17 protein-coding genes are annotated in these 16577 nt (G+C 70.8%); 5 read left to right on the forward strand and 12 right to left on the reverse strand.

Annotated elements, in window-relative coordinates; translation table 11 throughout:
• Nucleotides 1-71: 71 nt before the first annotated feature.
• From ACIPVB_RS11780 to ACIPVB_RS11795, 4 genes are all read right to left on the reverse strand, one after another.
• Entirely contained in the window at nucleotides 72-443 is a 372-nt protein-coding gene (locus tag ACIPVB_RS11780) for an RNA polymerase-binding protein RbpA (protein ID WP_400369126.1), read from the reverse strand.
• 93 nt (nucleotides 444-536) lie between these two features.
• Nucleotides 537-1334 carry a glycerophosphodiester phosphodiesterase family protein gene (locus ACIPVB_RS11785; RefSeq protein ID WP_400369128.1) on the reverse strand — a complete coding sequence of 266 codons (798 nt, stop codon included), beginning with the start codon at nucleotides 1332-1334 and terminating at the stop codon, nucleotides 537-539.
• Nucleotides 1331-2323: an SPFH domain-containing protein gene (locus ACIPVB_RS11790; protein WP_400369130.1), complete on the reverse strand. Its 993-nt coding sequence runs from the start codon at nucleotides 2321-2323 to the stop codon at nucleotides 1331-1333. Before ACIPVB_RS11790 ends, ACIPVB_RS11785 begins: the two co-directional genes overlap by 4 nt.
• Nucleotides 2324-2331: 8 nt before the next feature.
• The gene (locus ACIPVB_RS11795) at nucleotides 2332-2796 is read right to left on the reverse strand and encodes an NfeD family protein (RefSeq protein WP_400369132.1); all 465 of its coding nucleotides are present in this window, start codon (nucleotides 2794-2796) and stop codon (nucleotides 2332-2334) included.
• Between the two features lie 176 nt (nucleotides 2797-2972).
• On the opposite strand from ACIPVB_RS11795, the gene ACIPVB_RS11800 reads away from it, so the two are divergent.
• Together ACIPVB_RS11800 and ACIPVB_RS11805 are read left to right on the forward strand one after the other, a co-directional pair.
• Nucleotides 2973-3737, forward strand: a complete 765-nt coding sequence (locus ACIPVB_RS11800) for an SDR family oxidoreductase (protein ID WP_400369134.1) — start codon at nucleotides 2973-2975, stop codon at nucleotides 3735-3737.
• A 2-nt stretch (nucleotides 3738-3739) separates the two neighbouring features.
• Nucleotides 3740-5710 (forward strand): prolyl oligopeptidase family serine peptidase, encoded by a 1971-nt coding sequence (locus ACIPVB_RS11805; RefSeq protein ID WP_400369136.1) that lies wholly within the window; start codon nucleotides 3740-3742, stop codon nucleotides 5708-5710.
• A gap of 49 nt (nucleotides 5711-5759) precedes the next feature.
• On the opposite strand, the gene ACIPVB_RS11810 is transcribed toward ACIPVB_RS11805, so the two are convergent.
• The 3 genes from ACIPVB_RS11810 to ACIPVB_RS11820 all read right to left on the reverse strand — a co-directional run bounded on the left by ACIPVB_RS11810 (nucleotide 5760) and on the right by ACIPVB_RS11820 (nucleotide 9162).
• Nucleotides 5760-6311 carry an HdeD family acid-resistance protein gene (locus ACIPVB_RS11810; protein WP_400369138.1) on the reverse strand — a complete coding sequence of 184 codons (552 nt, stop codon included), beginning with the start codon at nucleotides 6309-6311 and terminating at the stop codon, nucleotides 5760-5762.
• An 85-nt stretch (nucleotides 6312-6396) separates the two neighbouring features.
• Nucleotides 6397-7326, reverse strand: coding sequence for an AEC family transporter (locus ACIPVB_RS11815; RefSeq protein WP_400369140.1), 930 nt, complete (start codon nucleotides 7324-7326; stop codon nucleotides 6397-6399).
• 180 nt (nucleotides 7327-7506) lie between these two features.
• Nucleotides 7507-9162: an ABC-F family ATP-binding cassette domain-containing protein gene (locus tag ACIPVB_RS11820; protein ID WP_400369142.1), complete on the reverse strand. Its 1656-nt coding sequence runs from the start codon at nucleotides 9160-9162 to the stop codon at nucleotides 7507-7509.
• Between the two features lie 476 nt (nucleotides 9163-9638).
• Between ACIPVB_RS11820 and ACIPVB_RS11825 the strand changes: the two genes are divergently transcribed.
• Entirely contained in the window at nucleotides 9639-9839 is a 201-nt protein-coding gene (locus ACIPVB_RS11825) for a hypothetical protein (protein ID WP_400369144.1), read from the forward strand.
• A gap of 100 nt (nucleotides 9840-9939) precedes the next feature.
• Nucleotides 9940-10197 (forward strand): hypothetical protein, encoded by a 258-nt coding sequence (locus ACIPVB_RS11830; RefSeq protein WP_400369146.1) that lies wholly within the window; start codon nucleotides 9940-9942, stop codon nucleotides 10195-10197.
• Between the two features lie 23 nt (nucleotides 10198-10220).
• Here ACIPVB_RS11830 and ACIPVB_RS11835 read toward each other — a convergent pair whose 3' ends face one another.
• A complete protein-coding gene (locus ACIPVB_RS11835) occupies nucleotides 10221-11033 on the reverse strand; it encodes an SDR family NAD(P)-dependent oxidoreductase (protein WP_400369147.1) in 813 nt (270 codons plus the stop codon).
• Between the two features lie 74 nt (nucleotides 11034-11107).
• On the opposite strand from ACIPVB_RS11835, the gene ACIPVB_RS11840 reads away from it, so the two are divergent.
• The gene (locus ACIPVB_RS11840) at nucleotides 11108-12196 is read left to right on the forward strand and encodes a hypothetical protein (RefSeq protein WP_400369148.1); all 1089 of its coding nucleotides are present in this window, start codon (nucleotides 11108-11110) and stop codon (nucleotides 12194-12196) included.
• Nucleotides 12197-12210: 14 nt separating this feature from the next.
• Here ACIPVB_RS11840 and ACIPVB_RS11845 read toward each other — a convergent pair whose 3' ends face one another.
• Genes ACIPVB_RS11845 through ACIPVB_RS11860 form a run of 4 tightly spaced genes read right to left on the reverse strand, consistent with a single transcriptional unit; the run spans nucleotide 12211 to nucleotide 16569 of the window.
• On the reverse strand, nucleotides 12211-13344 hold the full coding sequence (locus tag ACIPVB_RS11845; protein WP_400369149.1) for a hypothetical protein: 1134 nt from the start codon (nucleotides 13342-13344) through the stop codon (nucleotides 12211-12213).
• 28 nt (nucleotides 13345-13372) lie between these two features.
• Nucleotides 13373-14137: an SGNH/GDSL hydrolase family protein gene (locus ACIPVB_RS11850; RefSeq protein WP_400369150.1), complete on the reverse strand. Its 765-nt coding sequence runs from the start codon at nucleotides 14135-14137 to the stop codon at nucleotides 13373-13375.
• A 30-nt stretch (nucleotides 14138-14167) separates the two neighbouring features.
• Nucleotides 14168-15502 carry an MFS transporter gene (locus ACIPVB_RS11855; RefSeq protein WP_400369151.1) on the reverse strand — a complete coding sequence of 445 codons (1335 nt, stop codon included), beginning with the start codon at nucleotides 15500-15502 and terminating at the stop codon, nucleotides 14168-14170.
• Nucleotides 15499-16569 carry an LLM class flavin-dependent oxidoreductase gene (locus tag ACIPVB_RS11860; RefSeq protein ID WP_400369153.1) on the reverse strand — a complete coding sequence of 357 codons (1071 nt, stop codon included), beginning with the start codon at nucleotides 16567-16569 and terminating at the stop codon, nucleotides 15499-15501. Before ACIPVB_RS11860 ends, ACIPVB_RS11855 begins: the two co-directional genes overlap by 4 nt.
• Nucleotides 16570-16577 lie beyond the last annotated feature (8 nt).

Genomic DNA, 16577 nt, shown 5'->3' on the forward strand with positions numbered 1-16577 from the left:
GTCCCGCGGCCCCGAACGACGAAGACGCCGGCCCGTGGGGGCCGGCGTCCAGGTTTTCGACGGAATGTCGATCAGGCGCTGAGTTTCTCGTTCCCGGCGCCGCGACGCGCGCGCACGAAGGCGAGACGCTCCTCAAGCAGTTCCTCGAGCTCGGGGAGGGTGCGACGCTCGAGCAGCATGTCCCAGTGCGTGCGGGCGGCCTTGTCGCCGGAGTGGTCGACGGTCGCCGTGCCGTCGCCGATGCGCAGCAGGGCCTCGGCACCGCACGTGCGGCACTCCCAGGCCTCGGGGACCTCGGCGTCCGCAGCGAAGGTCAGGACGGTGTCGCGTCCACAGGTGCTGCAGTTGTAGGTGTGTTGTGCACGGTCGTGGAACACGACGCCGTCTTCGCTCTGGAGGCTTTGGGCGCCGAGTCGGATGCCGCGGAGACTGCGGTCTGCCATTGTGTGGTCCTCTCGTCGGTCCCCATGTATAACGTCCGCACCTGTGCGCTTTATTCGAACCGTGCGCGTCTGGGCGCCTTTCACAGACGATGCTCAGTCAGCCGTCGTTCGCCCGCCGTTCACCACGGAGAGTGCCACATCGGCGCGGTCGGTGACGAGCCCGTCGACGCCCAGATCGAGCAGGCGTCGCATGTCGTGCTCGGCGTTCACGGTCCACACGTGCACCTCGACACCGGCGTCGTGCGCGGCCCGCAGAAGCCCGCGCGTCACCACCCGCAGGGGGCCCTGCCGCTCCGGGAGCTGGAGCGCATCGAGATCGTCGAGCATCGCCCGCATGCGTCGGACCTGCCGCAGCGCCAGCAGGGCGACGAGGCGGGCGACCGTCGCCGAGCCGGGGGAGGTGGCGGGGCGGACGTCCGCCCCGGCCGTAGCCGCCGCCGACAGGGCGGCCCGCCGACGCGCGTCGGAGAAGCTCGTCACGAGCACCCGTTCGGCGTGCGGGGCGACCAGGCGACCGACGCCCTCGGCGGCGGCGTCGGCTTTGACGTCGAGGTTGAATCGCACGTCCGGAAAGGCGTCCAGGGCCTGGGCGAGGGTCACGAGCCCGCCCCGCTCCGACATCAGCTCCTCGAGCTCGTGCAGCCGCACGTCGGCGATGCGGCGGGGATCCCCCGCGACGCGCTGCAGGTCGTCGTCGTGGAACAGCACCACCACGCCGTCGGCGGTCAGATGGCAGTCCGATTCGACGTACGAGACGCCGGCGGCGTGCGCCTCGGCCACCGCGGCGAACGAGTTCTCGGCGACGCCCTGGGCGGCGGCATCCGGAGTCACCAGACCCCGATGCGCGAGCACGCGCGGGGTGTCGGGGGAAAGGTAGGGATGCCGGGTCATCGCGGCGTCGGGGGGATCGTGCCGCCGGCGCTGTCGTCGCCGACGCGGGCGTCGCCGCTCAGGGGCGGAGTCGTCGCGCCGTCCGGCGGCAGCATCCCGTGCGAGGCGAAGGCGCCGGAGATGCCCTTGAGCGCCTCGGTGAACTCGCTCGGGATGATCCACAGCTTGCTCGACGCGCTGTCACTGATCTTCGGCAGGGTCTGCAGGTACTGGTACGCCAGCAGTTTGTCGTCGGGACGGCCCTCGTGGATGGCCGAGAAGACCGAGTGGATGGCCTCGGCCTCGCCCTGGGCGCGCAGGACCGCGGCCTGCTTGTCGCCCTCCGCCTCGAGGATCGCGGCCTGCCGACGCCCCTCGGCCTCGAGGATCTGCGACTGCTTCGAGCCCTCGGCCGTCAGGATCGCGGCGCGGCGGTCGCGTTCGGCTCTCATCTGCTTCTCCATCGAGTCCTGGATCGACACGGGCGGATCGATCGCCTTGAGCTCGACGCGGCCGACCCGGATGCCCCATTTTCCCGTGGCCTCATCCAAAACCACGCGCAGCTGGCCGTTGATGTTGTCGCGGCTGGTGAGCGCCTGTTCGAGGTTGAGCCCGCCGACGACGTTGCGCAGCGTCGTGGTGGTCAGCTGCTCGACGGCGCCCAGGTAATTGGCGATCTCGTAGGTCGCGGCGCGGGCGTCGGTGACCTGGAAGTACACGACGGTGTCGATGGACACGACGAGGTTGTCCTCGGTGATCACCGGCTGCGGCGGGAACGACACGACCTGCTCGCGCATGTCGAGCAGGGGGCGCACGCGGTCGACGAGGGGGACGACCAGGTTCAGACCGGGCGAGAGGGTCTTGTGGTAGCGGCCGAGCCGCTCCACGACCCCCGCTCGGGCCTGCGGGATGATCCGGATCGCCCGGAACAGCACGACGACGACGAAGACGGCCACGACCGCGGCCAGGACCCAGCCGATCGTGACGGGGATGACGTTCTCGATGGTCATGAGGGTCCTCACTGCTCGCGCGCGCGGACGACGGCGGTGGCCCCGTCGATGCGGACGACCTCGATGCGCGTGGCGGGGTCGAGTCGGATGCCGGAGTCGGTGGTCGCGGTCCACACGTCGCCGTTCGAGAGCTTGACCTGTCCCGCCACGGAGGGGGACACCCGCGTGAGGGTCAGACCCTCCAGCCCCAGGAGCGCCTCGACGTTGAAAGGGCGGGTGTCCGCGCCCGCGTGCAGGCGTCGCAGCAGCGGTGGCCGCAGGAACATCAGCAGCGCGACCGCGGCGAGGGCGGCGACGATGATCTGTACCCAGAGCGGGGCGCCGAGAAGGCCCGCGCCCAGACCGACGAGCCCGCCGACGGCGAGCATGAGGAACGTCAGCTCGCCCGTGAGCATCTCGACGACCAGGAAGACCAGGATCAGCGCGAGCCAGGCGATCCAGGCCCATGCGCCGATGGTGGAGAGAACGTCCATGTCGCACCTCCTGAGCCCGAACGTAGCACCGGGTCGTGGGGTGCGGGCCGAATCTCGACGAGCCCACAGCCTGCGGCCTCGGGGGGCGCGGGCCGCCTGATCGCTAGGCTGGAGCCTTGTCGTGTGCGCCCGGATCGGCCGGCGGCATCCGATCCCCGAATCGTCAGGAGAACCCCGTGTCCCAGACCCTCCCGTCCGGCTCGCTCAGCGGCAAGACCGCCCTCGTGACCGGCTCGTCGCGCGGTATCGGCGCCGACACCGTCCGATACTTCGCCGAGGCCGGCGCGAACGTCGTCATCAACTTCCGCAACAAGGCGCCACGGGCCGAGAAGCTCGCGACCCAGCTGCGCGAGCTGGGCGTCGAGGCGCTCGTCGTCGGCGCCGACCTGACCGATCCCGAGTCGGTGAAGGCGATGTTCGACGAGGTCGAGCGCACCTTCGGCGGTCTCGACATCCTCGTGCTCAACGCCTCGGGCGGCATGGAGTCGGGCATGGCCGAGGACTACGCGCTGCTGCTCAACCGCGACGCGCAGGTCAACGTCCTCGACACGGCCCTGCCCCTGCTGAAGGACGACGCCCGCGTGGTCTTCGTCACCAGCCACCAGGCGCACTTCATCCGCACCACCCCGACCATGCCCGAGTACGAGCCGGTCGCGCTGTCCAAGCGCGCGGGCGAAGACGCCCTGCGCGAGAAGATCCCCGCTCTCACCGAGCGCGGCGTCGGCTTCACCGTCGTCTCGGGCGACATGATCGAGGGCACCATCACGGCGACCCTGCTCGAGCGCGCCAACCCGGGCGCCATCTCCGCCCGCCGTGAAGACGCCGGCAAGCTGTACAACGTCGCCGAGTTCGCCGCCGAGGTGGCGCGCGCGGCGGTCGAGCCGGTTCCGGCCGACAACACGCGCCTCGTCGGGGACACGGGTTCGTTCGGAGGCGAGTGAGCATGCGGCCGACCGACATCGAGGCTCTGATCGGGGTCGGTCGGCCCACGATCTCGTCCGACGCGGCGTTCGCGGTCTTCGCGTCGTCGCGGCCGGACCTCGGCGCCGATCGCGCGGTGGGCCAGCTGTGGCGGGTAGACCTGCCGACCGGTCGGCCGCGTCGCCTGACCCGGGGGGTCGCCGATCGCGCGCCCCGGCTGTCTCCCGACGACGCGACCATCGCCTTCCTCCGCGAGGACGCGAAGGGTCGTACGCAGCTGTTCGTCGTCGCCGCGGCCGGCGGTGAGCCCGTTCCGGTGAGCGACCAGCCCGGGGGAGTGACGCAGCACTCGTGGTCGCCCGACGGAACGCGGCTGGCGTTCGCGGCCCGCGTGCCCGAGCCCGGTCGCTACGGCACGGTGGAGGGGCGGGATGCCGCAGCCGAGCCGCCGCGACGCATCACCGGCATCCGTTGGCACGCGAACGGAGCGGGCTTCCTCGACCGCCCCGCCCACGTGTTCGTGGTGACCGCGCCCGCGATGGACGCCGAGCCGTTCTACCCGCCCGCACCCGCTGCCGAGGCCGGGGAGGAGCGGGTCGTTCCGGCGGAGCCGACCCGGCTCACCGCCGAGGGTGCGAGCTGGAGCGGCGTGACGTGGAGCGCGGACGGCACCGAGATCCTCAGCGTCCCCGACGTCGTCGAGGCCGACCGCCGCGATCTGAGGGACCGCGTGATCGCGATCGGCGTCGACGGGGCCGCGCAGCGCGAGATCCTCGGTGCGTCGGCGAACCTGTCGATCGCCGAGGTGGAGGTCGCCCCGGACGGCGCCGTCTTCGTGCTGGCGCACGACGTGGGGGACGGCGGCATCGATTTCGTCGCCCCGGGAGTGGCGCTGTCCATCGTGGAGGACGGCATCCCTCGTCCCCTCACCGACCCCGAGACCATCGATCTGGGCGAGGTCGGCAGTCACGTGTCGTTCGACGGCGACAAGGCCCTCGTGCAGGACCGCACCCGCGGTCGGGTCCGGTTGCTGAGCGTCACGCGCGACGGGTCCGTGAGCGAGGTGCTGGGCGGCGACCTCGAGGTCGGCGGGCACGCCGCGGCGAAGGGGCGGGTCGTGGCATCCGTCGCCTCTCCCGAGTCCTTCGGCGAACTGGTGCTGGTGGAGGGCCGGGAGGTGCGGGCGCTGACCGCGTTCGGTGCGGCCGCCCGCGCGCGGGGGATCGTCGTCCCGGTCGAGCGCGAGGTGGCGGGGCGAGACGGCTCTCCCGTGCACGGGTGGGTCGCCGCGCCCGCCGGCGAGGGTCCCTTCCCGGTGATCCTCCAGATCCACGGCGGTCCCTACGCCTCGTACGGGGTGCACCTCTTCGACGAGACCCAGGTGCTCGTGGATGCCGGTTACGCGGTGGTCTACGCCAATCCCCGCGGCAGCGCGGGATACGGTCGCGCGCACGGGCGGGCGATCCGACACCGCATGGGGACGCTCGACTTCTTCGACGTCATGGACTTCTTCGACGGCGTCGTCGACGCCGACCCCCGCCTCGACGGGGCGCGGGCGGGCGTGATGGGCGGGTCGTACGGTGGGTACCTGACGGCGTGGGTGATCGCGCACGACCATCGCTTCGCGGGCGCGATCGTGGAACGCGGCTTCCTCGACCCGCTGACCTTCTCGGGCACGAGCGACATCGGCTCGTTCTTCGGCGACGAGTACGTCGGCACCGATCCCGCGCGCGCGGCCGCGCAGAGCCCGATGGCCGTGGTCGACCGGGTCCGGACGCCCACGCTCGTGCTGCACTCCGAGCTGGACTTCCGCTGTCCGCTCGAGCAGGCGACGCGCTACTACTCGGCGCTCAAACGCAACGGCGTCGACGCCGAGATGCTCATCTTCCCCGGTGAGGACCACGAGCTCACCCGTGCGGGCCGCCCCCAGCATCGGGTGCAGCGCTTCGACGCGGTGCTCGACTGGTGGGCGCGGTACCTGCCGACCGGGTGACGAGAAGAGGGGCCGGATGCCACGGCATCCGGCCCCTCTTCCGCCGCGGTCACGCCGCTTTGCCGAACTGGATCGCCCGCACGATCTGGAAGACGCCGAGCACGATCAGCGAGAAGCCGATCAGCAGGAACAGCGTCACCGCCCCCAGGAGCGGCGAGAACAGCAGGACGACGCCGGCGACGATACTGACGATCGCGAAGAAGATCGTCCAGGCGCGGGCCTTCGATCCGTGGCCGACGGTGGTGAGCGAGACCACGCCCTCGATGATCCACAGGATGCCGACGAGTGTGCCGATGAACACACCGAGCCACGCGGCGGTGGCGGGGAGGTTCGCGAACGAGAAGATCCCGGCGACGATGAAGAGGACGCCGAGGACGATGTGACCGATGCGGGCCCAGCCGGAACGCCAGAACAGGCCGATGCCGATGTTGACCAGCCCCGCGATGATGACGTAGACGGCGATGATGCCGACAGCGACCTGAGCGGTGCGGCCGGGCCAGATCAGGATGAGCAGACCGATGACGAGCGAGAGGGCCCCGCTGATGCCGAGCGCGGTGCGCAGGGCTCCGACGGCGGGGTTCGTCGTGGACGAGGACGACATGGCGAGCCTTTCTGTGTGATCGCTGGGAACAGCCCTCACCCTAGACCCGAACCCGAGGCGTCCGCAGACACACCGCGGCGATGCGTCACGCGGGGGAGTGGGGCACGATCAGCGCCACCGCGAAGAGCACGGGCAGGCACCCCACGGTCGAGATGAAGACCACGTCGCGCGAGAGGATCTCGCCCACGCCGTACCGCTGAGCGAAATTGAACACGTTCTGCGCGGTCGGCAGCGCCGCCAGCACGACGACGACGAACACCTGATCCGCCGGCAGCGCGAAGAGCGTCGAGATCCCGAAGGCGAGCGCCGGCATGACCAACAGCTTCAGCACCGATGCGATCACGACGTCGAGGCGACGGCCCGGCTCGGTGAGGACGCGCTGGCCGTACAGCGACATGCCGTAGGACATCAGCAGCACCGGCACGCAGGCTCCGGCGATCAGCAGGAGCGGGTCGAAGACGATCGGCGGAAGGTCGACGTCGAGCAGAGCGACGGCCACCCCGAGCGCCGACCCGATCAGCATGGGGTTCTTCGCCGTCTGCAGCAGGATGCGCCCGATGTTGCGCGATCCCGAGGTCGCGGCATCCAGGATCGTCAACGCGACGGGCATGAGCACCAGCAGCTGGAACAGGATCACGGGGGCCGAGAACGCCGCGTTGCCCAGCATGTACAGAGAGATCGGGATGCCGATGTTGTTGCTGTTGACCTGCCCGGCCGACAATGCGCCGATGACCGTTTCGCCGACCGGGCGCCGCAGGATCAGCCCCGAGACCAACGCATATGCGCCGATGATGACCGCGGCGGTGATCATCGACACGGGCAGCAGTGCCGAGAAGAGCGTCGCCACGTCCGCCTCGGCGAGGACGGTGAACAGCAGGAACGGTGACAACACGTAGAAGGTGAGCCGACTGAGGACGTGCCGTGCGTGGGGACCCAGCAGGTCGATGCGGGCGATGACATAGCCGACCACGACGGCGAGGCCGACGACGGCGAAACCGGTGAAGATCCCGCTCACGCGCCGAGCTTTCGCGAGGGGGCGCACGGGGGAGTCATCGGTTCGAGCGTAGCGGTGCAACGCGGCCGCCTCCGACGCGGCTTGGGGGTTCGCCGAGAAGTGGGCCCTCGGAGCGGCCCGGATCATCGCGACGGATCCCGTGGCGGCCGACCGCGACGAAGCGGTGGCGAGTGTTGCGGCTCATGCCAGCGTCTCGCTCTCGGTCGTTGCTGCCAGTCGCAATACGGGCCACGCATCGACATCGCGCAGGAGCTGCCTGTCGTGAGTGGACACGATCACGGCAGCGTGCGTGGCGTCGAGCGCGTCGGTCAGCTCGTCGACGAGTGCAATGGAGAGATGGTTGGTCGGTTCATCGAGCAGGAGCACGTGCGGCTTGGCTGCGAGCACCATGGCAAGGTCGAGGCGTCGTCGCTGACCCATCGACAGTTCACCTATCCGCCTGCTCGATTCGCGCGCGCGGAGGAGCCCGAGCTGCGATAGCCCGACCACCTCACCGGGCGGGATGGTGCCGGATGATTGGAGTGCGTCGACGTGAGTCGCGTACACCTCGCTCGCGCGGCAATCCGACGGCAGCGCCGTCTCTTGACGGAGGAACCCCAGCCGGACATTCTGAGGACGTCGAACGACGCCGGTGTCGGTGTCGAGATCACCCGCTGCGACGCTCAACAGCGTGGACTTTCCGGCCCCGTTGGGTCCGGTCACGACCAGACGCCCGCGGTGAGACAGCGAGAACGTCACCGGGTGGGGCAGCCTGCCGGCCACGGTCACCTCGTCCACACTCAACAGCACTGCGCCCCTTCGAGTCGCAAGATCAGGGAAGCGGAAGACCTGCGGCGGCTCAGGAACGGTCACTGCATACGCTTCGAGCTGGTCCTGACGTCGGTGCACGCTCTGCACCAGCCCGCCGGCCCGCGTGGCCCGCCCGTGCTTGTTCGTGCCCTTCTCGGGCCGCCAGCCTGCAACGAGGCGGTTCTGCGCCGAGCTGAGGCTGTCCTGCAGTCGCGCGTGCTCACTCTGCTGTCGCTCGAACTCTTGCTCCCACCGTTCGCGCTCCGCGCGTCGGCCCTCCCGGTACCCGGCGTACCCGTTTCCGTATATGCGCACACGGCCATCGGCAGTCGGGTCGAGGTCGACGATCGATTCCGCGACGTCGGAGAGCAGCGCGCGATCGTGCGTCACGACCACGACGCCGCCGTTTCGGGACCGCAGTTTCGCGGATAGAAACTCGAGGCCGCTTCGATCGAGGTGGTTCGTGGGTTCGTCGAGCAGCAGGAAATCGTCGTCGCCACCGAGCAGGCACGCCAGACGCACTCGATAACGCTGCCCGACGGAGAGGTCGTCCAGGCGGCGGGAGAACTCCGTTTCGGCGTCGAGCCCTTCCATCGCGATCTGCACCCTCCGTTCGGCATCCCACGCATCGAGGATTTCCGCGTGCTCCAATGCGGCTGCGTAACGTTCTTCGGCGCCGGCGACGCCTGCCGCGAGTGACTCCGCGGCCGCGTCGAGGGCCGTGACGGCGGCGAGCGGCTGCGCGATCGCCTCCGCGACCGCCTGGCCCACTGTGCGGTTGCCGCCGGTCGGCATCTCTTGTTCGGCTATACCGAGGGTTCCGAGCCGCTGCACTGTTCCGCTGTCCGGGGTCAGAGCGCCGCTGAGGACGTGCAGGAGCGTCGACTTCCCCCGGCCGTTCTCGCCCACGATCGCTACGCGCGAGGTGGGCGTCACCGTGAGGTCGACGTGCGTGAGGACGGGGGTGGCTCCGCGCGTCAAGGAGACGTCGCAAGCGATGAGCTGCGCGCGATGGCGCGCTGGTGAATGGGTGCTGAGGGAGAGCATTCGTATCCTTCGGAAACGACGCACCGCACGGTAAGAGGCGTGCGAGGGTGCGCAGAATGACGGTGGACCCGTGGGGGTCGAGGCTGGGTGGCCGCCGCAGGCTCGGATGACTCAACGAGCGCAGCAGGTCCTACTCAGTCGTCACAGGAAGTACAAATGCACATTTCGAGTGTATCGAACGAGACGGCCAGGGCAACCGGCGGATGGTCTGCGCCCGGAGCTGTCGGCTCCCACGAGTGCGGGCGTTCGTGCGCCCACGTCTATCCGGCGGAGCCGACCTGCCCGCGTCACTCGGCGATTGCTTCCTCGGCGATGGTGACCGCGGCAGGTTTGATGAGCTCGCTGAGTGTCGAGTCGTGCGGCGCGGACCTGGAGCGAACCCGGGTAGCTCGCTAGCCGATAATGCACATTATGTCAGCTTGTGGTGGACGCGCCGCCCGGTAGACGCTCTCCCGCCACCCTGGGACACTTCTGACGTGGGAAGAGTCGGCGTCATCCTCATCGTCGTCGGGATTCTGGTCGTCGACGTCCCGACCGCCGTGTTCGTCGGCCGGCTCACCGGCAACATCCTCCTCGCCGTGGTGATCGGCGTGATCGGTCCGTTCTCGCTGCTCATCTGCGGCGTGGCACTCCGGCCCGGCCGCCCTGGTGCGACCCGCAGCCGGAATCGGCGGTGATGCGCGGGTCCGACGCGCGATCGGGACCGGCGGTGACGCGCCGCCTCGTTGGGCACGCGAAGGATTGCGCGTTTCGAACATGTGTTCGATACTGAGGGGTATGGACGTCGAAGGCCCCCGCTGGCATCCCCAGCTCCTCGCGCGTGAAGAACCGCCCGCGCACTGGGTCATGCGCGACGCGCGTCACGTGATCGCCGGCACCATCGAGCTGCGTCGCACCGAAGCCGGGCCCCGCTATCGGGTCGAGCATCGCGGCACCGTCATCGGGTGGGCGAAGACGCTCAAGGTCGCCACCGAACGACTGCATCGCGCGATCATCTCCGAAGCCGTTCCGGGAGGAGGGGTCAACGGGCGCTGACACGCCGCCGCCCGTCCGGCCGGTCACTCCCCCGGCTTCACCCACCCCGACGTCACGCCCAGCACGCGCGATCCGTCCAGATCGCTCAGCGAGAGCCCCGCGAAGCGGACCGCGGCCTCGGACGTCTGCCACCGGAACCTCGGCTCGGCGGTGATCGCCGCCTGGATCACGGTGGCCGCGGCATCCTGCGCCGACTGCGCCGACGCGAACGAGGTCGCCGTCCGATCCAAGTAGGCCTGCTGCTGCACCGCATACGGGCCCGCGGGCGCGCGGTGCACCGAATCGGTGAACGACGACGCGACGGCCGCGGGCTCGACGATCGCGATGTCGACACCGAACGGCGCGACCACCGGGGCGAGGGACTGCATCAGCCCCTCGACGGCGAACTTCGCCGCGCAATACGCGTCGGCGAACGGCTGGCCGACGGCGCCCCCGACGCTCGTCACGGTGACGATGCGCCCGCTCCCCCGCTCCCGCATGCCCGGAAGCACGAGGCGGGTCAAGCGGGCGACCGAGAGGTAGTTCGTCTCGAGCTGCTCCTGCAGGTCGGCGTCGCTGAGCTGCTCCAGCGTGCCCACCGCGCCACGGCCGGCGTTGTTGACGAGGATGTCGATCGGGCCGACGTCGGCGATCAGAGCGGCCGCCGCCGTGGCATCCGTCACCTCGAGCGACCGGATGTCCAGGTCGACCCCGGCCTCGTCGGCTGCCGCGCGCAGAGCGTCGGCGCGAGTGGCGTTGCGCACCGTCGCGATGACCGTCACCCCCCGCCGGGCGAGTCCGAGGGCCGTGTGCAGGCCGATGCCGCTGGAGGTTCCGGTGACGAGCGCGAGGGTCATGGGCCCATTGTGCTCCCGCGAACCATGCGTACGGTGTGTGGGTCTTGCTCAGGTGCGACTGCCAGTGTGACGAGGTGACCGATGACCTCGCCGCCGCGCCGGCCCGCTCGACGCCGCACGTCACCCGCCCCCGGGTGCTGCTCGCCGCGGTCGCGGTACTGACGGTCTCGCTCGGCATCCTAGGGCTCGTGTACGTGGTCCCCTTGCAGACCGCCGGGACGCGCGAGGTCCTGGTCGGCGGATGGGATGCCGTCGCGCTCGCGGTCGCGAGCGTGGTCGCGGCCTCGGTGTCGATCCTCGTGCTGGTCCTCGCCGTTCGGGCGCCTGGATGGTGGCTGGCGCTGTTCGTCCCCCTGCGGCTCGGTGCGACCGTGGCGGTCCTGGGGGCGCTGTTCGCGGCACTGCTGTCGGCGGGGGGAACCGTGACGCCCCTGGTGGCGGACGGATGCCGCACCGGCTACGTCGTCGCGGAGCGTGCTTTTCTGTTCTCGGCATCCGTTCGCGTGCTGCGCCCCGACGGGCTCGTCGCCGAAGAGGTCGCGTCGCTGGCGACGCACGACGGGCACACCCCGTTCCGGATGGGTTCGTACATCGCGGTCGACGACGATCAGGTGGTCGAGGTCTGGCACACCTTCGACAACGACCGCGAGCGGTTGACGGCGGATGGCGAGCCGGACGCGGTCCTCCCCCGCATCGTGGATGCCGCTGACGCGACGTGCGGCGTGCCCGGGGGCCGAGAAGTGGGTGCCGCACCGGTCCCGCCGGCGAACATCCCGGTTCCGCCGTCGACGGAGACGGGTGAGGGGCCCGCGCAAGAACCCGCGCGCGATACGCGGGCCGAGGTCGCGACGATGGCGGCGACCGCTCTGAACGCGGCCGTCGGACCGATCACCGATGCCGCCGGTGCTCCGGTCGCGGTGCCGAGCGCCGGCGACCTGCCGTGCGACGGCAGCACGGGGCTGGCCCTGTCGCTCGCGACCGCGGACAACGCGGCCTCGTACGCCGCGATCCTCGCCGCCTTCGACGCCGCCGGATACGCGTCCGACCGGGCGATCCAGGAGGATCTGCGTTCGAACGGGGTCGTCCTCCTGTCGGCACGGGACCGCTCGAGCATCGACGGTCTGCTGCACTTCTCGCTGTCCGCGGAGTGCGTGCCGGGCTGAGCCTCGGCGCGTCTTCAGATGTCGAGGATGCCGTCGACCCCGTCCGACGGCGCGGCGGGGACCCGTGTCGCGAGGTCCTCGAACAGATGCACCGCGGCGTATGCCGGCGGCACGTACCGACCCGCGGTGTCGAAGACGCGGAGCGTTCGCCGGACGCGACCCTCGGCGAAGAGCGGGTGCCGGAACGTCACTTCGACCCGGGTATCGGGCCACTCGCCGCGCACGTCGACGCGAGGATCGCTCATCCCCGGCGACAGCGACGCCGTCAGCCCCGACGGATGCGTCCAGAACGACGCGAGGAAGGCGAACTCCTGCACGACGGCGGTCACGCAGGCCTCTCGCACGTCGACGGGCATTTCCACCGGGTTCCATGACACGGCCGGGTCGTCCGGGCCACCCGCGCGCGAGCGGGGAACGACCGTTTTCATGACGGCGATCATCCGCGCGTCGTCGATCGGCTCGAGTTGCTGCTCGTGCGTCCGCCAGACGGCGGGAAGCGCGCCCTCGGTCACCGGGACAGCGGCGGTCGGCTGCGTCCACGACCGGGAAACCGAGCGGCGTCCCGGACCGGACGTGTCCACCCGCGCCCCGTCCGGTGTCCGCGCGCGGAAGCCGCGCATGGGCTGCTCGACGAGCCGGGGCGGACCCGTGTGCACCGCGACGTGCACGCGGCCGTCGGCCTCGAACGCCCACGCGAGGCGCCGATCGACGTGCATCTCGTGGACGGTCCCGTCCGGACGCACGACGCGCACGTCATCCTCGGCCGGGGCGGTGGAATCCCCCTGATCGGCGTGCGCGGGGGCACGGCGCGTCCACAGTCCGTGATGCGTCGCGCCCGCCACGACCGCCGCCTCCAGGCGGACGCACGCCGACACCCGGCCCTCCGCGCCGATGTGGACGGCCGCACGCCACCCCGGCGCGAGCCCGTCCTCGACCTCCGCCTCCCGCGGCGAGTACACCACCCACGCTCCCGTGCGGGTGCCGTGCAGCGAGAAGTCGGCGGCGCGCAGGCCGAGGTCGAGATCGGGCCAGGATGCCACCACCGGCGGTCGACCCGGACGCCGCACCACCGCGACGGGCTGCACGGTCGACACCGACACCGACCCGCCCGCGGCCGGTACCTCCCGCCACCCCTGCTCGCCCGGCATCCGCCCTGTCCGTCCGTGCCGAGGGGACTCAGGCGTGCGGGGTCAGCTCGACCCACCCGCCGCCGAACTTCGCCGCGCGGCCGTCGCCGGACGAGGTGCGGCTGAGGCGTCGACGCACCCACGGGCCCACGTGCTCGCGGTAGTACGCGGTGCCCTTCAGGCGTTCGGTCTCGGGGATCTCGCGCAGGCGCCACCACGGCGCGGGCGGGGTGAGACCGACGGACTCGATCACGCGAGCGGCGACGCGGTGGTGTCCCCGGGTGTTCATGTGCAGGCGATCCACCGACCAGAACTCCCCGCCCGCCAGCTCCCGGTCGAACCAGTTGTAGGCGGTGAGAACGTCGGGGCGGGCCTCCAGGCGCTTCTCGACCGCGTGCGACAGACGATCGCCGCGCGCTTCGATGAGCCCTCCGAGCGGAAGCCCCGCCGACGGGTTCGCGCCCGAGAGGACGATCAGCTGCACGCCCTCCTCGTCGCAGCGGCGCACGACGTGATCGAACAGGTCGACGATGCGGTCGATGCCCGTGCGCGGGCGCAGCATGTCGTTTCCGCCGCCGTTGAACGACAGGTGCGTCGGCTTCAGGGCGAGCGCGGGCTCGAGCTGTTCCTGCACGATCGGATGGATGAGCTTGCCGCGGATCGCGAGATTGGCGTACTCGATCGGCTCGCCCGCGGCATCCGCCCATCCCTGCGCCGCCAGATCGGCCCAGCCTCGGACGGTGCCGTCGGGAAGCTCGTCGCCGACTCCCTCGGTGAACGAGTCGCCGATCGCGACGTAGCGCACGGATGCCATGGCTCGAGCCTACGCGCGCAGATAGAGGTGCTAGGTCAACGACCTGCCGCGCTGCTCCCGCAGGAACAGCGCCGCCACGACCGCCACGGCGAAGAACGCGGCGAACACCACGAAGAGCAGCGGTGCTCCCCCGAGCCCGAGCAGCGGCGGCACCGCGAGCGGGGCGAGGATCGACGCGATGCGTCCGACGCCCGCTGCCCAGCCCGCCCCCGTCGCCCGCAGTGCGGTCGGGTACGCCTCCGGCGTCGCGGCGTACAGCGCACCCCAGGCGCCGAGGTTGAAGAACGACAGCGCCATCCCCGCCGCGATCACCCCCGCCTCACCCGACGCCGTGCCGAACAGCACCGCCGACACGGCCGAGCCGGCGAGGAACGTCGCCAGCGTCGCCCGTCGCCCCCACGCCTCGATCAGCCACGCGGCGACGGCGTACCCCGGCAACTGGGCGAGGGTGATGATGAGTGTGAACGCGAACGAGCGCACGAGGTCGTAGCCCTGGCTCACCAGGATCGTGGGGATCCAGATGAAGGCCCCGTAGTACGAGAAGTTCACGCAGAACCACAGCACCCACAGGCTCACGGTGCGCGCCCGCAGCGCCGGAGCCCAGAGCGCCGCGATCCGCGGTCGTCCAGAGGGGGCGGATGCCACGGCCCCCTCGATCGACGGCTCCAGCGACACGCGCCCGGCGGCGGCCTCGAGGTCGCGGACGATCGCGGCGGCTTCGGCGTTGCGCCCGCGCGACGCGAGCCACCGCGGCGACTCGGGCAATGCCCACCGCACCACCAGCGCGTACACCGCGGGGATGGCTCCGATCGCGAAGGCCCACCGCCATCCATCCGGCGACGAGGGCACCACGAGGTACCCGATCACCGCCGCGGCAGTCCACCCCACCGCCCAGAACGCCTCGAGGAACACGATGACGCGCCCCCGCATACGGGCGGGGGCGAATTCGCTGACGTAGGTCGAGGCGACCGGCAGTTCGGCGCCGAGCCCGAGGCCGACGACGAACCGCAGCACGAGCAGGGCCGCGAGGCCACCCACGAGCGCACTCGCCCCGGTCGCCAGGCCGTAGATCAGCAGCGTCAGGGCGAACACGTGCCGGCGGCCGAACCGGTCGGCCAACAGCCCGCCCACGCTCGCGCCGATGGCCATGCCCGCGAATCCCGCGGAGGCGATCCAGGATGCCTCGGCGGGAGCCAGCTGCCACTGCACGCTGAGGGCGGCGATGACGAACGACACGAGTCCGACGTCCATGGCGTCCAGGGCCCAGCCGATCCCCGATCCGCCGAGGATCTTGCCGTGGCGGCGGGTGAACGGCAGGGCGTCGAGGCGGTCGGACACCCGGACGGTGTCGGTGGTCGTGGTCACCGGATGCCGGCGGCGTCGACCGCGGCGGGCGTCTCGGCGAGCATCTCCTCGACGAGGGGGCGCACCTTCGTTCCGTACAGCTCGATGCTCGACAGCAGTCGGTCGTGCGAGATCGACCCGCTCGCGATCTTCATCTGGAAGCGCGTGTTGCCGAGCGCCCGCATGGTCGCGGCGATCTTCCGGGCCACCGTCTCGGGCGAACCGACGTACATCGACCCCTCGGGACCCACATCGTGCTGGAAGCGCATGCGGTTGTACTCGGGCCAGCCGCGCTCCCGCCCGATCGTGTTATTGAGCTCGGCGACGCCCTCGAACGCTTCTTCCCACGCCTGCTCGTCGGTCGCGGCGACGTGGCCGGGCGAGTGCACCGAGATGGGCATCTGCGCCTTGCCGAGCTCGGCGAGCGAGCGGCGGTACAGGTCGGCGTAGGGACGGAAGCGGGCCGCGGAGCCGCCGATGATGGCGAGCACGAGACCATAGCCGTAGCGCGCGGTGCGCACGACCGATTCGGGCGAGCCGCCCACACCGACCCAGGCCTTCAGGCCGTTCTCGGTCTTGGGGTAGACGTCGGCGTCGGTCAGGGCGGCGCGGGTGCGGCCGGACCACGTCACCGGCTTCTCGTCCAGCAGCAGCGAGAACAGTTCGAGCTTCTCCTCGAAGAGCTGTTCGTAGTCGCTCAGGTCGTAGCCGAACAACGGGAACGACTCGATGAACGACCCGCGCCCGAGGATGACCTCGGCGCGACCGTTCGAGACGGCGTCGAGCGTGGCGAAACGCTCGTAGACGCGAACGGGGTCATCGCTCGAGAGCACCGTGACGGCGGTGCCGAGGTGGATGTCCTTCGTGCGCGCGGCGGCCGCGGCGAGCACGATCTCGGGGCTGGTCACCGCGAAGTCCTTGCGGTGATGCTCGCCCACGCCGAAGAACGACAGACCGACCTGGTCGGCGAGCACCGCCTGATCGACGACGTTGCGGATGGTCTGGGCATCGCTCAGCATCGAGCCGTCGGGGCCGCGCGAGATGTCTCCGAAGGTGTCGAGGCCGAGCTCGAGGGTGCGAACGTCCATGGGGTCTC

It is taken from the genome of Microbacterium sp. NPDC090007 (genome assembly GCF_044748345.1).
In the GTDB taxonomy this organism is placed as follows: domain Bacteria; phylum Actinomycetota; class Actinomycetes; order Actinomycetales; family Microbacteriaceae; genus Microbacterium.

Bases quoted from the DNA above. Each gene is read 5' to 3' on its own strand.
- ACIPVB_RS11780 (WP_400369126.1), bottom strand. From the start codon at position 443: ATGGCAGACCGCAGTCTCCGCGGCATCCGACTCGGCGCCCAAAGCCTC.
- ACIPVB_RS11785 (WP_400369128.1), bottom strand. From the start codon at position 1,334: ATGACCCGGCATCCCTACCTTTCCCCCGACACCCCGCGCGTGCTCGCG.
- ACIPVB_RS11790 (WP_400369130.1), bottom strand. From the start codon at position 2,323: ATGACCATCGAGAACGTCATCCCCGTCACGATCGGCTGGGTCCTGGCC.
- ACIPVB_RS11795 (WP_400369132.1), bottom strand. From the start codon at position 2,796: ATGGACGTTCTCTCCACCATCGGCGCATGGGCCTGGATCGCCTGGCTC.
- ACIPVB_RS11805 (WP_400369136.1), top strand. From the start codon at position 3,740: ATGCGGCCGACCGACATCGAGGCTCTGATCGGGGTCGGTCGGCCCACG.
- ACIPVB_RS11810 (WP_400369138.1), bottom strand. From the start codon at position 6,311: ATGTCGTCCTCGTCCACGACGAACCCCGCCGTCGGAGCCCTGCGCACC.
- ACIPVB_RS11820 (WP_400369142.1), bottom strand. From the start codon at position 9,162: ATGCTCTCCCTCAGCACCCATTCACCAGCGCGCCATCGCGCGCAGCTC.
- ACIPVB_RS11830 (WP_400369146.1), top strand. From the start codon at position 9,940: ATGGACGTCGAAGGCCCCCGCTGGCATCCCCAGCTCCTCGCGCGTGAA.
- ACIPVB_RS11835 (WP_400369147.1), bottom strand. From the start codon at position 11,033: ATGACCCTCGCGCTCGTCACCGGAACCTCCAGCGGCATCGGCCTGCAC.
- ACIPVB_RS11845 (WP_400369149.1), bottom strand. From the start codon at position 13,344: ATGCCGGGCGAGCAGGGGTGGCGGGAGGTACCGGCCGCGGGCGGGTCG.
- ACIPVB_RS11850 (WP_400369150.1), bottom strand. From the start codon at position 14,137: ATGGCATCCGTGCGCTACGTCGCGATCGGCGACTCGTTCACCGAGGGA.
- ACIPVB_RS11860 (WP_400369153.1), bottom strand. From the start codon at position 16,569: ATGGACGTTCGCACCCTCGAGCTCGGCCTCGACACCTTCGGAGACATC.